This window comes from Streptomyces sp. NPDC042102 (assembly GCF_055582305.1).
In genome coordinates this window covers 481,905-495,840 of the sequence record NZ_JBVJDL010000004.1, presented here as the reverse complement: position 1 = coordinate 495,840, position 13,936 = coordinate 481,905, and the positions used below count along the sequence as shown (strand labels likewise).

The window sequence follows — 13,936 nt, the reverse complement described above, 5'->3', positions numbered from 1 at the left end:
GCCGTTCCCGGACAGCCGTGCCCGGAAAGTCGTCCCCGGACAGTCGTCCCCGGACAGTCCTCCCCATGCGGCCTTCCCCGGACACCGCTGAACCCCGGGCGGTGGGATGCCCGGGGCTCAGCGACCATGGGGGGTGGGGATGATGTCCGGACGTCGGTCAGCGGGTACCGACCGCCGCCCGGACGGCTCTGCGGGCCATCCCGCAGTCGTCGTGCAGGCGGCGCAGCAGCAGACGCTGCTCCTCGCCCGCCGACAGGGCACCGATCGGGAGCGGCTGCGTCGGGGCGGTGGCCAGCATGGAGCGCTGGACCGCCGTCTCGGACATCCGGATCTCCCGGGTCAGTACCAGCATCAGGTTGACCAGGAACGCGTCCCGGGCCGCGGGCCCCGCCGCCTGCGCCAGCCGGCTGATCTGGCTCCGGGCGGCCGGCGCGTCGCCCAGGACCGTCCACAGCGTGGCCAGGTCGTACCCGGGCAGGTACCAGCCCGTGTGCTCCCAGTCGAGCAGCACCGGCCCCGCGGGGGACAGCAGCAGGTTCGACAGCAGCGCGTCACCGTGGTTGAACTGCCACGGCACCCCGCCCGCCGCCAGCCCGTGCAGCAGCTTCTGCAGGTCGCCCAGGTCCCGGTCGGTCAGCAGCCCCAGCTCGTGGTACCGGGAGATCCGCGAGGCGTAGTCCAGCGGACGGCCGAACAGCTCCGCCGGCGGCCGCCACTGGTTGACCCGGCACACCGCGCCCAGCGCCGCCCGGATGTCCGGCCGCGGCGGGGCCTCCACCGGATGCCGCTGCAGGGCCGCCACCCTGCCCGCCATCCGTTCCACCACCAGCGTGCAGTTCTCCGGATCCGCGGCGATAAGCCGCGGCACCCGGACCGGCGGACGGTGCCGGACGAACGCACGGTATGCAGCTATTTCGTGCCGGTACCGCTCACGCCACTCCGGCGAGTGGTCCAGTAAAACCTTCGCGACGGCGGTCGTCCGCCCGGTCGTCCCCACCAGCAGGACCGACCGGCCGCTGCGGCGCAGTACCTGGACGGGCGCGAACTCCGGGCAGATCCGCTGGACCGAGGCGAGCGCGGTGCGCAACTGCGCGCCCTGCGGCCCCGACAGGTCGATTCTGCCGCTCGGGGTGAGCGCCGTGGCTCCCGGCAGCCGTCGCGCCCGTACGGCGCCCTGCGCCGGTACGGGGCCGCGGCCGGGGTCGAGGTAGGGGCCGCCGCCCGCCTGGAGGGTGCGGTGCGGCCGGACGGGGGCGGACACGGAGGACGATGCTGCGTACATGACGGTTGCGGTTCCCTTCGTGCGCCGACGAATTGCCCACACCTGCCCGCCCGGTACCGGTTCCGGCACCCTGGGGAGTGCCACCGGATGACCGGGGCGGGGAGGCGCATTCCTACCTGACACCCTGGCGTGGGTGGCAGAGAAGGGAGCGGGCTCTGGCGAACCCTGGCGAACCCTGGCGAATAGTCGCTCGGCATCTGACGGCGGGCTACTGTCAAGTCAGCCGAGAACCTGGGGGCTTGACGTGAGCAAAGGACCCAACACCCGTCTGAACGACCTGTTCGGCCTGGCGGGATGGTCGAAGGGCGAACTCGCGAGGATGGTCAACCGGCAGGCGGCGGCCATGGGCCACCACCAGCTGGCCACCGACACCTCGCGGGTGCGGCGCTGGATCGACATGGGGGAGACCCCGCGCGAACCCGTGCCCACCGTCCTCGCGGCCCTGTTCACCGAGCGGCTCGGTCGTGTCGTGACCATCGAGGACCTCGGGTTCGTACGGCAGCGGCGCACCTCCAAGCGGCAGGCGGACGGGGCGAAGGACAACCCCGACGGCCTGCCGTGGGCGCCCGAACGCACAGCCGCGGTCCTCACCGAATTCACGGGAATGGACCTCATGCTCAACCGTCGCGGTCTGATGGGCGCGGGCGCCGTGCTCACCGCCGGCTCCGCCCTCAGCAACGTCATGTACGACTGGCTCCACACCGAACCCGCCCGCGCCGCCGAGGCGCCACGGTTCGCCGATCACTTCCAGGCCGACCCCGCGGGCTACGACCGCTACGAGGCGGCCCCCATCGGCTCCCAGGAGATCGAGGCCCTGGAACGCTCCGTGGAGGTCTTCCGGGCCTGGGACGCGTCCCGCGGCGGCGGGCTCCAGCGCAAGGCCGTGGTGGGCCAGCTGAACGAGGTGGGCGGCATGCTCGCCTACCGCCACCCCGACCACCTCCAGCGCCGGCTGTGGGGTGTGGCCGCCAACCTGGCCGTCCTGGCGGGCTGGATGTCGCACGACGTGGGCCTGGAACCCACCGCCCAGAAGTACTTCGTGATCGCCGCGCACGCCGCGCGGGAGGGCGGCGACAGGCCGCGCGCCGGGGAGGCGCTCTCCCGGGCCGCCCGCCAGATGGTGCACCTGGGCAAGCCCCACGAGGCGATGGACCTGATGAAGCTCGCGCAGTCCGGTTCCGGCGAGCAGACCCTGCCACGGACCCGCGCCATGCTGCACACCATCGAGGCGTGGGCACAGGCGGCGATGGGCAAGGGGCAGGCGATGCGGCGCACGCTCGGCGAGGCCGAGGAGCTGTTCGTCTCGGACAAGGGCGATGTCCCGCCGCCGTGCTGGATGCAGCACTTCGACGCCGCCGACCTGCACGGCATGCAGGCGCTGGCCTTCCGTACGCTCGCCGACCACGATCCCTCGGCGGCGCCGATCGCGGCGCGCCACGCCAAGGAGGCGCTGCGGCTGCGGGCGGGCGGACACCAGCGCTCGCAGATCTTCGACTACATCTCGCTGGCGTCGGCATGCTTCATCGCCGACGAACCCGAGCAGGCCGACCGCTACGCGCGGCTGGCGCTGGTCTCGATGAACGAGACGTCCTCGCACCGCACATGGGACCGGCTGCGGGAGATGTACCGGCTCACCGGCCAGTACGCGGGCTTCGCGCGGATCGAGGACCTGCGCCAGGAGATCAAGCTGGCGCTGCCCACGAGCCCGGCGGGCCGGCTGCGGGGCGCGGAGATCTAGCGGCGAGGGCGGACCCCCCGTCCTCCGTCGGAAGAACCAGCCACGACGACGCGAAGGCCGCGCCCGTGGCGCGGCCCCCGAACCGTCGACTCACCCGACGAACCCACGACTCACCCGACCGTCAACGAACCGTCAACTCTCCCGTGAACAGCCACGGGTACGCCCCGGACGCGCCACGGCGCCCGGGGGTCAGCCTGCGATGCGGGCGACGAGCACGCAGGCGTCGTCCTCGCGCTCCGTCTCGCCGAACTCCTCGATGACCATCCGTACACCGTCCTGCGCCGACCGGATCGCGGAGAGCCGGGGCGCCAGTGCCAGCAGCCGCTCCGTCCCGTCGGCCCGGCTGAACTCGATGCTGCGCGGCGTCAGTCCGTCGGTGTGCAGTACGAGCACGTCGCCCGCCTCCAGCCACTCCTCGGCCTGACCGTACGACGCCCCGGAGGTCGCGCCCAGCAGCACGCCCTCCGGCGGCTGCAGGGAGCGGCCCTGGCCGTGCCGGAAGAGGAGCGGGGCGGGGTGACCGGCCTGCGCCCACGCGAGCACGCGGCGCACGGGGTCGTAGCGGCAGCACACGGCGGAGCCGAGGGCGGGCTGGACGGAGGTCTCCAGGAGCTGGTTGAGCCAGCCCATCAGCGGGCCCGGCGCGATGCCGGCCATCGCCATGCCGCGCAGGGCGCCCAGCATCATCGCCATCCCGGAGGTGGCGGTGACGCCGTGTCCCGTGAGGTCGCCGACCGTCAGCAGCGAGCTGCCGTCGGGCAGTTCGAGGGCGTCGTACCAGTCTCCGCCGATCAGCGCGCTCGACGCCGAGGGGAGGTAGTGGGCGGCGACGTCCAGCGTGCCGCTGCTGCCGCGGGGGAAGCGCAGGGAGCCGCGCCACGGGGGCAGGACGGCCTCCTGGAGCTCGACCGCGATGCGGTGCTCGGTGAGGGCGATCTGGCGCTGGCGCTGGAGCGAGTCCCCGCTCTCGCGCACCGCCCGCTCACTGCGCCGGAGTTCGCTGACGTCGCGCAGCACGGCCCACATGGACTCCGTGCAGCCATCGGCGTCGAGGACCGGCTCGCCGCGCATGTGCAGGGTGCGCACCCGTCCGTCGGCACGGACGATGCGGAACTCCCCGTCTATGGGCTTGCCGTCGACGAGGCACGCCGTCACCATCGCCGTCAGCAGCGGCTGGTCCTCGGAGAAGAGGGTGGAGCCCAGCTCGTCGAGCGAGAGCGGGCCGATCTCGGGGGAGCGGCCGAAGATCAGGAAGAGCTCGTCGGACCAGCTGACCTCGTCCGTGAGCAGGTTCCACTCGGCGCTGCCGACCCTCGTCTGCGGGTGCTCGGCACCCGTCCCGGGCGCGGACCGCGCGGGCTCCTCGATGTCGGGGACGGCCGGCAGGCCCTCCTTGAGCTGGCCGAGGTGCTGGCCGAGGTCGTCGAGGTGGTGCACGGCGAGATCGCACAGCGCGCGCTGCCAGCGGCCCTGCGCGTCGTCGTCGTCCACGACGGTGTCGCGGCGCACCGCGTCCACATCACCGCGCAGCCTGCGCGTCTGCTTGATCAGCGCGTCCACCGACCCGGGCTCGGGCGGCTGCGCGGGACGGTCCGCGAACAGATGGGACGGCATGGGAACTCCGATACAGGCGCGGCACGGCCAAGTCTGAAGGAAGGACTTGGTTACGACTGTGACACAGCCCGGGACGGCCTGTAAGGCGTTTGGCAACATCCGTTAAGGTCTTGCTCGCGGCATATGCCTACGGACTTCCATCCCCTCTGATCTGTGCGAATGATTCAGGTCACCGTCCGGATGGCTAGATCGTGAGCGGTACCGGGTGGATCTCGGCGGCGGGGTGTCCGCTGCGCTCGTGGATGCGCTGGACCGCGTCGGCCGAGGGCGCCTCGGAGAGGCAGTAGACGACGCCGGATTCGGGGTCGGCCCAGGCGTTCTTGAAGTGCACGCCCTCCTGGGCCTCGATCGCCAGGTCCGCGCGGTGGGCGGCCTCCAGCTGGTCGGCGGTGACACCCTTCATGTCGGTGTGGACGTCCATGTACAGGGCCATGTCCGCACACCTCCTTCCCTTGCCTCCTCCATCGTCCGTCCGTCGGGGCGGACGGTCCAGCCGGGCCGCGGGGCGGGCGCGAGGGGCGGCGGCGACCGGAAGGAGTGGCCGGATCCGGACCGTCGGGGAGGGGCGGTCGATCGTACGGGCGAGGCGTGCGAGCACCTCGTACGACTTTCCCCACCCGCGCCGTACGGCAACGCCGGTCACCGCGAGGCCCCCCGAACGGAGGACCGCGGGCCCCCATGATGACGAGGCGACGCGAGGGTTCCGCGGGCGCCCCGTCATCGCTACGCTACGTGCCGGTAACCGATCGGGCGGGGAGTTGCATGACAGGGCAGAGCCGGCGCACCTTCCTCACCTACCTGGTCGCCGCGCCCACGCTCGCGGTCGCCACCCGCGCCGGTGCCGACGCCCTGGTGCCGCAGCCGGCCCGGGCGGCCGCCGCCGCGATCCCGTCCCTGCCCGCCCCCGCCGATCTGATCGACCTCGGCGACCTGTTCATCCTGGCCGGGGCGCCCACCGCGGGACTGCTCGTCCTCACCGTCGAGGCTGACGGGAACATCAGGTTCCGGCTGCCGCGCGAAGAGGTCGGCCAGGGCCTCACCACCGCCGTCGCCATGCTCGTCGCCGAGGAGCTCGACACCGCGCTGGACCGCGTGCACGTGGAACTCGACGATGCCCGCCCCGAGTTGCTCTTCAACCAGCTGACCGGGAGCTCGAACTCCATCCGCTCGCTGTACGGGCCGGTCCGGCAGACCGCCGCCACCGCCCGGGCCCGCCTGGTGGCGGCCGCCGCCGCCCGCTGGAAGGTGGCGCCCTCCTCGCTGTCCACGGCCGGCGGCGCCGTCCGCGCCCCCGACGGGCGCACCGCCGACTACGGCGGCCTCGCCGCGGCCGCCGCCGACCCCGACCTGCTCGTCACCCTCGGCACCACCCCCAAACCGGCCGCCCGGCACACCCTCGTGGGCACACCCGTGAACCGAGTGGACGCCCGCGCGATGGTCACCGGCGCCCTGGAGTACACCCTCGACCTCGACGTCCCCGGGGCCAAGCCGTGCGTCCTGCGCCGCCCGCCCACGCTCGGCGGCACCGTGCGCAGCGTCGGCAACGCCGACGCCGTACGGGCCATGCCCGGCGTCCTGCACGTGGTCACCGTCCCCACGGGGGTCGCCGTCGTCGCGGAGACCTTCGGCCAGGCCCTCGACGCCCGGGCGGCCCTCCAGGTGACCTGGGGCCCCGGCCCCGCCGACCACCTCTCCGACGCGCAGATCCGTACGAAGCTGCGCGCGGCCGTCCCGCCGCTGCTGGTGCCGCCGCTGCTCACCCCGTACGTGGACGCCGAGTTCGACTTCGCCTTCGTCAGCCACGCCCCGCTGGAGACCAACTCGGCCGTCGCCGACGTCCGCGACGACCGGGCCGAGATCTGGTCGGGCCTGAAGTCGCCCATCGTCGCCCGCGAGACCATCGCCGCCGAACTCGGGCTGCCGCTGAGCAAGGTGACCGTGCACGTCGTCCAGGCGGGCGGCTCCTTCGGTCGGCGGCTCTTCTTCGACGCCGCGCTGGAGGCCGCCCGGATCTCCAAGGCCTGCCGCCGCCCGGTCCGGCTGATGTGGACCCGCGTCGACGACACCCGGCACGGCCGGATGCGTCCCGCCACCCACCACCGGATCCGCGCCACCTACGCCCTCGGCGAGGTGCTCAGCTTCGAGCACCGGGTCGCGGCCGTCGAGACCGACTTCCGGCACGGCCTCGGCGAGATCATCACGGCCACCGCCGCCAGCCTTCCGCTGGGCATCGGCAACGCCACCCTCGCCCAGACCCTGTTCCTGACCACGGTGAAGTCCCCCTACCACTTCGGCCTGACCACCCAGGCGCTCACCGAGGTCCCCACCGGCATCCCCACCGGCTCCTGGCGCTCGGTGTACTCCGCCAACACCCGCGGCGCCGAGGAGATCGTCGTCGACGAGCTGGCCCAGCGGCTCGGCAAGGACCCGTACGCCTTCCGGCGCGCCTTCCTGAAGACCGCCGCCCAGCGCGCGGTCCTCGACAAGGCGGCCCAGGAGGGGGAGTGGGGACGGCCCATGCCCGCGGGCTGCGCGCAGGGCATCGCCTTCCATGACGAGTACAAGTCCCGCACCGCCTGCCTGGTCGAGATCGACACCCGGGACCCGCGGCACGTCCGCGTCACCAAGGCCGTCATCGCCGTGGACGTGGGCCGGCCGGTCAACCCGCGCGGTCTGGAGGCCCAGATGATCGGCGGGCTCACCGACGCCATCTCCACCACCCTGCGGGCCGGGCTGCACCTGGACAAGGGGCTGCCGCTGGAGGGCAGTTACAGCCAGTTCCACTGGGCGCAGCAGCGGGACACCCCTCGCGACGTACGGGTCTTCGTGCTGCCCGCGACGAGCGAGGAACCGGGCGGCGCCGGCGAGCTGGGCGTCCCCGCCGCCGTCGGGGCCATCGCCAACGCCTACGCCCGCGCCACCGGGACCCGGCCGCGCAGCTTCCCCCTCGACTTCGACGTCGACTTCACCCCCTACCCCCGCTAGCGCGCCCGAGCCCAGGAGCCGTTCACGTGCCGTCGCACACCTTCACCGTCAACGGGCGCAGCGTCACCGTGGACGCCCCCGACGACCTGCCCCTGCTGTGGGTGCTGCGCGACCTGCTGGGCGTGCGCGGGCCCAAGTACGGCTGCGGGGTGGACGTCTGCAAGGCCTGCACCAGCCACCTCGACGGCGTGGACGTCCGCCCGTGCGTGGTGCCGGTCTCGGCCTGCGCGGGCCGGGAGGTGACCACCATCGAGGGCCTCGCGGACGGCGACCGGCTGCACCCGGTGCAGGAGGCCTGGCTCGAACAGGACGTCGCCCAGTGCGGGTTCTGCCAGCCCGGCCAGATCATGGCGGCCGTCGCGCTGCTGAAGCGGACGCCCGAGCCGACGGACGAGGACATCGACGCCATCGCCAACATCTGCCGCTGCGGTACGTATTTCCGTATCCGCGAGGCCATCAGGGCGGCGGCCGCCCGGATGTGACCGGTACGTGGTCCTGGGGCGAGGTCCAGATGCGGGGCCGGGATGCCGTTCAGAACCCGCCGCAGCCGTGGCCGCCGCCGCAGCTGTGCCCGCCGCCACCGTGTCCGCCCGCCCCGTAGCCGGTGGGGTACGAGCTGACGTGGACGACGCTCACGGGCGCGCCGGACGTCAGACGGGTCTCCCACCAGCCGCCGGTGACGGTCTGCCACCAGGAGACGAACGACAGCCGCTCCCCCCGGGCGGCCAGGTCCTCCTCGGTCCGCAGGCAGGCCGCCCGGTCCCACCGGACCCGTCGCCCGGCCCGCTCGCCCACCAGTTCCCGCAGGCGCGCGTCCAGTTCGTACGCCGTCAGCGGGCTCTCGTCCCGCGCGCCGGCGCCGGGGTCCACGTCGCAGCGGCGTACGTCCACGACCGGGCCGGCGCCCGCACCGGCCGCGACGGCGCAGCACCACACGGGTTGTGCGCCGACCTGGCGGACCGCGGCGGCCAGCCGTTCGGCGGCCCGCCGGCGTTCCGCCTCCACGGCCCGCCGCGCGGCACGCTTGCGTTCCACCCGGCGCTCGATCTCCTCCCCGACCGGCCGGTAGGCCTCGGTCACCGCCGTCACCTCGGCCAGGTAGGCCCGTTGGGCCTTCTCCGACCGCACGGTATTGCGGGCCGACCAGCCGGGCAGCCTCACCAGGGGCGGGCCCGGCCGTATGAACCTCCCGGTGCCCCGGTCCAGGGCGATCTCGGCCTCCCGGGTGCCACCGTGCCGGCGGTGCAGGCGCAGCAGGGCCTGGGACAGGCCCGCCGTGCAGGTCTCGAACGCCTCGGTCCACTGCCGCAGCTCGGCGGCCGAGCAGGCGATCTCCTCGCCCCACGAGTGACGGGTGCGGTAGATCCGGTGGACGCGCGTCTCCTCCGGCAGCGGCACGCCCACGCGCGCGAACCGGTCGCCGCACAGCTGCCTGGCCTTCCAGCCCAGGGCCACGGTGAGCGGATACACCGTCACCATGACGTCCTGCCCGGTGTCCTGGTCCCGGTTCGTCCGTTCCACGGCCACCACCCCCTGGGGGAGGTACCCGCGGGTTCCCTGGTCCACTCCCGCCGCGACGGGCGGAGGAGGGGGCCCGGTGCTCCCCCGTGAGCACCGGGACCCGACCGCTCGTGGCTCAATCTAGGCGGGTGCCGGACCCGTTGCAGGATTCGTCCTGCCCAGTGGCGGCGGGAGACCGGTATCACAGCGCACAGTGTGCGGCGGGTGGTTGAATGCGGCGCGCGCGACGAACGGACCGGAGGCAACCACCGTGGAGCCGCACCCCAACCCATGGCCCGTGTGGGCGCGTTCGGACGACGTCCTCAAGCTGCACCGGCTCGCCCACACCGGCGGCTCCGAGGCGGTCCTGCGCTGGCTCGCGGCCCGGCTCCAGGGCTGGGTAGGGGTCATGGACGGCGTCGGGGGAGCGGCGAGCGGCTCCGGCTTCCCGGACGCGCCCCCGGCCGGCACCCCGGTCGGCACCCCGGCCGCGCGTCCCGGCGGGGCGGAGGCCGCGCTCGCGGCCCGGGCGGCCGCCGAACTGGCCGCGCGCGGCGTCCGGTCGGCCGTCGTCGAGGGCGCCCGCGCCACCGCGCTGCTGTTCGCGCTCGACGAGGGGCGCGCGCTGGCCGCCGTACTGGAACGGCCGTACCACCCCGGCGCGCCCGCCCTGCTCGCCGACGCCGCCGTGCCGCTCGCGCTCGTGCTGCGTGCGGAGGAGGCCGGGCGGCGCACGGAGCGGGCGGCGACGGCGGAGTCCCGGGCTCGTGAGGCGGTGCTGCACCTGCTGATGAACGGCCGGCTCTCCACCGCCCACCAGATCGCCGAGGTGCTCACGCCCTCGCTGCCCGACCCGATGCGGATGTACGTCGTGGAGTGCCGCACCGGCGACCGGGCGGCGGTCACCCGGGCGTGCGCCGAGCTGACCGGCGGGCGCGCCTGGATCGTGCGCTGCCCGGTGTACGTACGCCACCTCATCGTGTTCGTGCCCACCGGGCCGGCCGGCGCGGGCGCCGGCCACGACCCGCTCGCCCAGGCGCTGGTGGGCCTCGGGCGCGACTGCGCGGTCGGGGTGAGCGAGCAGGCGCACCTGCGGGACGCGCCCGCCTCCTACACCCAGGCCTTCCACGCGCTGGCCGTCGCCCGCGGCCGCGACGAGCGGCACGCCCGGTTCGGCGCCGGGCCCGAGCTGGCGCTGGCCGCCCACGGCGCGGGCGCGGGGTGGGCCGCGGCACTGCTCGCGCCGCTGCACGCGTACGAGCCGCGGCGGCCGCAGGACCCCGGCGGGCAGGAGCTGCGGGCCACCGCGCACGCCTGGCTCGACTTCACCTCCCACGCCACCCGGCTGCTCAAGATCCACCGCAACACCCTCGCCACCCGGCTGCGCCATATCGAGGGGGTCCTGGACCTCGACCTGGCCCGCCTGGGCGACCAGGCCGCGCTCTCGCTCGCCCTGCGGCTCACCCCGGGCGGCGGGGCGAGCGCCGGGACGCGGGGCGGCCGCGCGGCGCAGGGGACGGCACCGGGCCTGGACGACGTCCTGCGCGCTCCCTCGCTCGCCGACTGGTCACGGCGCCAGCTGCGGCCGCTGACGGAGCCGGACGCGCCGCCGGGGGCGCGGGAGACGGTGCGGGCCTGGCTGCGGCACGACGCGCACCTGGTCCCGGCGGCGGCCGCCCTCGGGATCTCGGTGCCGGCCGCCCGCAAACGGCTGACCAGGATCGAGGGACTGCTGGAGCGCTCGCTGCTGCAGTCCCCGAGTGCCCGTCACGACCTGTGGCTGGCACAGCGGGCGGAGGAACTGGCGGGCCCGGCGCAGGGCACGCCGCCCGGCAGGTGAACCCGCGGCGATCCGCTCTCCTCGGTGGCCTGCGCCACCGAGGAGACCCTGCTGATGCTCGCCCTCTCGACGCCGTCGGCGCGGCCATGGCCGCCGTGGTCCTGGGTCATCCGGCAGGGTGGGTGCGCGCGAAGCACTTCAGGTGCAGTACTCTCGGTCCATGCGCCAGAACCCCGAGCGCCGCGCCGCGCTGCTCGACGCCGCCATCGAAGTCCTCGCCCGCGAAGGCTCGCGCGGCCTGACGCTGCGCGCGGTGGACGCGGAGGCGGGCGTACCGACCGGCACCGCCTCGAACTACTTCCGCAACCGCGACCAGCTGCTCGTACAGATCCTGCACCGCACCCGCGAGCGCCTGGTCCCCGATCCGGCCACCCTGGCCGGGCCGCTGGACACCGCCGCTCTGCTGCGCGACCTGCTGGCCCGGATGCGGCGCGAACGCAGCGTGCACATCGCCATGCTGGAACTGCGTCTGGAGGGCACCCGGCGGCCCGAACTCCAGGCCGAACTGACCGGGTTCCAGTCCCTGGAGCTGGCGGCGAACGTCCGCTTCCACCTGGACGCCGGGCTGCCGGGGGACGCCGACGGCGTCGTCCTGCTCTATCTCGCCATGCTCGGCCTGATCGTGGACGACCTCACCGCCCCGGCCCTGCTCGACCCCTACCCGGTCGACGGCCTGATCGACACGCTGGCCGAACGCCTGCTGCCGGAGCGCCCCGCGCGGTGACCCGCGACGGCGGCCGTCACGCCCTGGTGCCCTCGTCCGCGTCGTGCACCAGCAGGGCGATCTGGACCCGGTTGTTCATCTCCAGCTTCGTCAGGATCCGCGAGACGTGGGTCTTCACCGTCGGCAGCGAGAGGTACAGCTCACGGGCGATCTCCGCGTTGGAGCGGCCCCGGCCCACCGCCAGGGCGACCTCCCGCTCCCGGTCGGCCAGGAGCGCCAGCCGCGCCCGGGCCGACGCGGCGCGCGGGGCGGTCCCGGCCGGCTCATCCCCCGAGACCCGGCGGATGAGCCGCCGCGTCACCGCCGGGGACAGCACCGGCTCGCCCGCCGCCACCTTCCGCAGCGCCGTCACGATCTCCAGCGGCGGGGTGTCCTTGAGCAGGAACCCGGCGGCTCCCGCCCGCAGTGCGCGCAGCACGTGCTCGTCCGTGTCGAACGTGGTGAGCACGACCACCTCGGGCGCACCCGGCCGGGACCGCAGCACCTCGGTGGCGGCCAGCCCGTCGACCCCCGGCATCCGGATGTCCATCAGCACCACGTCGGGCGACCGCTCCTCGACCAGCGCCGGCACCTGCGCCCCGTCCGCCGCCTCGCCGACCACCTCGACGTCCGCCGCGCCGCCCAGCATCAGCCGCAGCCCCGCCCGTACGATCGCGTCGTCGTCCACCAGCAGTACTCGGATCACGCCAGACCCCTCACGCTTCTCGTCCGGCATGCCAGGGTAGCCAGGCGCTGACCCGGAACTCCTCACCGGCCCGGCCCGATTCCAGCCGGCCGCCGGCCAGCCGCGCCCGCTCCGCGAGCCCGCTCAGCCCGTGCCCGCCGGGCCCGCCCGCCTTCGGCGCGGCCGGCACGGTGTTCGTGACCAGCACGGTCAGCCCCGCCTCCGGTCCGCCCGTCACCCTCACCCGGACCGGCGCGTCCGGCGCGTGCTTCCGGGCGTTCGTCAGCGCCTCCTGCACGATCCGGTACGCCGTCCGCCCGGTCCCCTGCGCGGGCGTGCCCGGCGGCAGCGGCCCGCAGTCGATCCGCGTCCCCGCCTCCCGGCCCTCCGCCACCAGCCGCGGGAGGTCGGCCAGCCCCGGCTGCGGCCGCTCCCCGCCCGCCGGGGCCCGCAGGACACCGATCACCTCCCGCAGGTCCTGGAGCGCCAGGTGAGCGTTCTCCCGGATCACCCCTGCCGCCCGCGCGATCTCCGCCTCCGGCGCCCCCGGGTTGAACTCCAGCGCCCCCGCGTGCACGCTCAGCAGCGACAGCCGGTGGCCCAGCACGTCGTGCATCTCGCGCGCGATGTCCTCCCGGACCCGCTGCTCGGCCCGTTCCCGCAGCGAGACGTGCAACTGCTCGCGCGAGCGGCGGTACATGCCCCATCCGAGCGCCCCGGCCATCAGCGCGAAGTACGTCAGGGACGAGCCCACCCGCTCCTGCGACATCGACGGCAGTTCCCCGGCGAACCAGACCAGCGGGGCGAAGGCCAGGACCGCCACCCACGCCGTCGTGCGTCGCGGCCTCGTCGCGGCCACCGTGTACACCGCCACCATCGCCGGCCCGGTCACGAAGTGCGCCACCCCGCCCGCCAGCAGCAGCGCCACCGCCAGCGGCACCGGCCACCGCCGCCGCAGGAACACCGCCGCGCACCCCAGTGCCCCCGCCACCTGGTCGGCGATCCGCCAGCCCGGGCTCAGCTCGTCCACCCCGGGGATGGCCGGCAGGGAGACGGCGGCGAAGCAGGCGGCGAAGACGAACAGACCGATGTCGGCGGCCCACTCCCGGCGCGTTCGGTGGATCCGTTGCATGCCCCGGAATCTACGCCGGGCCCGCGCGCGCACCCCGCCGCCCGCCCGCATCGGATACTTAAGTACGACAGCGCGGTCCGCCCCGCCACCTTTGGCACGACGCGCGGCCCCCGCACCGCCGCCTACCGTCGCGGCATGACCCCTTCTTCTTCCTCTTCTTCTGCCTCGTCCTCGTCGTCCGCCGCCCCGCTGAGGGACCTGCTGGGCGTGGTCGGCTTCGTCCTCGCCCTGGGCGGCGCCAGCGGCCTGCTCCACGAGTGGTTCGGCTGGATCCGCCTCATGGGCTTCCTGCGTTTCCTCGCCCCCGAGGGCTACGAGGTCTACAGCTACCTGGTGATGGTCGTCCTCGGGATCGCGGTGGGCGCCGCGGCCGGCCGGCGCCGCTGAGGCGTTCGAGCGTTCCTCCACCGTCCTCGGGGACGCTTCGGATGCGTCAGGCGGACAACCGGACAACCGT

At 74.4% G+C, this 13,936-nt stretch carries 12 protein-coding genes; 6 read left to right on the top strand and 6 right to left on the bottom strand.

Translation table 11 applies throughout. The annotated features are described in order from the left end of the window. Window positions 1-157: 157 nt before the first annotated feature. The gene (locus tag ACZ6KO_RS20350) at window positions 158-1,282 is read right to left on the bottom strand and encodes an aminoglycoside phosphotransferase family protein (RefSeq protein WP_469305384.1); all 1,125 of its coding nucleotides are present in this window, start codon (window positions 1,280-1,282) and stop codon (window positions 158-160) included. A gap of 244 nt (window positions 1,283-1,526) precedes the next feature. On the opposite strand from ACZ6KO_RS20350, the gene ACZ6KO_RS20345 reads away from it, so the two are divergent. Continuing rightward, window positions 1,527-3,020: a DNA-binding protein NsdB gene (locus ACZ6KO_RS20345; RefSeq protein ID WP_469305383.1), complete on the top strand. Its 1,494-nt coding sequence runs from the start codon at window positions 1,527-1,529 to the stop codon at window positions 3,018-3,020. A 189-nt stretch (window positions 3,021-3,209) separates the two neighbouring features. Here the strand turns inward: ACZ6KO_RS20345 and ACZ6KO_RS20340 are convergent, their stop codons facing one another. Continuing rightward, the gene (locus tag ACZ6KO_RS20340) at window positions 3,210-4,634 is read right to left on the bottom strand and encodes a PP2C family protein-serine/threonine phosphatase (RefSeq protein ID WP_469305382.1); all 1,425 of its coding nucleotides are present in this window, start codon (window positions 4,632-4,634) and stop codon (window positions 3,210-3,212) included. 184 nt (window positions 4,635-4,818) lie between these two features. Beyond that, window positions 4,819-5,067 carry an SCO4226 family nickel-binding protein gene (locus ACZ6KO_RS20335; RefSeq protein WP_401446574.1) on the bottom strand — a complete coding sequence of 83 codons (249 nt, stop codon included), beginning with the start codon at window positions 5,065-5,067 and terminating at the stop codon, window positions 4,819-4,821. A gap of 329 nt (window positions 5,068-5,396) precedes the next feature. On the opposite strand from ACZ6KO_RS20335, the gene ACZ6KO_RS20330 reads away from it, so the two are divergent. After that, complete coding sequence (locus tag ACZ6KO_RS20330; protein ID WP_469305381.1) at window positions 5,397-7,619, top strand: xanthine dehydrogenase family protein molybdopterin-binding subunit; 2,223 nt, start codon at window positions 5,397-5,399, stop codon at window positions 7,617-7,619. Between the two features lie 26 nt (window positions 7,620-7,645). Then, a complete protein-coding gene (locus ACZ6KO_RS20325; protein WP_401446580.1) occupies window positions 7,646-8,101 on the top strand; it encodes a (2Fe-2S)-binding protein in 456 nt (151 codons plus the stop codon). A 49-nt stretch (window positions 8,102-8,150) separates the two neighbouring features. Here the strand turns inward: ACZ6KO_RS20325 and ACZ6KO_RS20320 are convergent, their stop codons facing one another. Then, window positions 8,151-9,140, bottom strand: coding sequence for a hypothetical protein (locus ACZ6KO_RS20320; RefSeq protein WP_469305380.1), 990 nt, complete (start codon window positions 9,138-9,140; stop codon window positions 8,151-8,153). Between the two features lie 277 nt (window positions 9,141-9,417). Here ACZ6KO_RS20320 and ACZ6KO_RS20315 point away from each other — a divergent pair, with 277 nt between their 5' ends. Together ACZ6KO_RS20315 and ACZ6KO_RS20310 are read left to right on the top strand one after the other, a co-directional pair. After that, window positions 9,418-10,959: a helix-turn-helix domain-containing protein gene (locus ACZ6KO_RS20315; RefSeq protein ID WP_469305379.1), complete on the top strand. Its 1,542-nt coding sequence runs from the start codon at window positions 9,418-9,420 to the stop codon at window positions 10,957-10,959. A gap of 160 nt (window positions 10,960-11,119) precedes the next feature. Further along, on the top strand, window positions 11,120-11,683 hold the full coding sequence (locus ACZ6KO_RS20310; RefSeq protein ID WP_469305378.1) for a TetR/AcrR family transcriptional regulator: 564 nt from the start codon (window positions 11,120-11,122) through the stop codon (window positions 11,681-11,683). Window positions 11,684-11,699: 16 nt separating this feature from the next. Here ACZ6KO_RS20310 and ACZ6KO_RS20305 read toward each other — a convergent pair whose 3' ends face one another. Together ACZ6KO_RS20305 and ACZ6KO_RS20300 are read right to left on the bottom strand one after the other, a co-directional pair. Next, window positions 11,700-12,398, bottom strand: coding sequence for a response regulator transcription factor (locus ACZ6KO_RS20305; protein WP_469305377.1), 699 nt, complete (start codon window positions 12,396-12,398; stop codon window positions 11,700-11,702). Next, entirely contained in the window at window positions 12,379-13,479 is a 1,101-nt protein-coding gene (locus ACZ6KO_RS20300) for a sensor histidine kinase (RefSeq protein ID WP_469305376.1), read from the bottom strand. The genes ACZ6KO_RS20305 and ACZ6KO_RS20300 overlap by 20 nt, the downstream gene beginning before the upstream one ends. 135 nt (window positions 13,480-13,614) lie before the next feature. Here ACZ6KO_RS20300 and ACZ6KO_RS20295 point away from each other — a divergent pair, with 135 nt between their 5' ends. After that, window positions 13,615-13,866 (top strand): hypothetical protein, encoded by a 252-nt coding sequence (locus ACZ6KO_RS20295; protein WP_469305375.1) that lies wholly within the window; start codon window positions 13,615-13,617, stop codon window positions 13,864-13,866. Window positions 13,867-13,936 lie beyond the last annotated feature (70 nt).

Coding starts and splice junctions, on each gene's coding strand:
- ACZ6KO_RS20330 (WP_469305381.1), top strand. CDS start 5,397: ATGACAGGGCAGAGCCGGCGCACCTTCCTCACCTACCTGGTCGCCGCG.
- ACZ6KO_RS20340 (WP_469305382.1), bottom strand. CDS start 4,634: ATGCCGTCCCATCTGTTCGCGGACCGTCCCGCGCAGCCGCCCGAGCCC.
- ACZ6KO_RS20305 (WP_469305377.1), bottom strand. CDS start 12,398: ATGCCGGACGAGAAGCGTGAGGGGTCTGGCGTGATCCGAGTACTGCTG.
- ACZ6KO_RS20310 (WP_469305378.1), top strand. CDS start 11,120: ATGCGCCAGAACCCCGAGCGCCGCGCCGCGCTGCTCGACGCCGCCATC.
- ACZ6KO_RS20295 (WP_469305375.1), top strand. CDS start 13,615: ATGACCCCTTCTTCTTCCTCTTCTTCTGCCTCGTCCTCGTCGTCCGCC.
- ACZ6KO_RS20350 (WP_469305384.1), bottom strand. CDS start 1,282: ATGTACGCAGCATCGTCCTCCGTGTCCGCCCCCGTCCGGCCGCACCGC.
- ACZ6KO_RS20300 (WP_469305376.1), bottom strand. CDS start 13,479: ATGCAACGGATCCACCGAACGCGCCGGGAGTGGGCCGCCGACATCGGT.
- ACZ6KO_RS20335 (WP_401446574.1), bottom strand. CDS start 5,067: ATGGCCCTGTACATGGACGTCCACACCGACATGAAGGGTGTCACCGCC.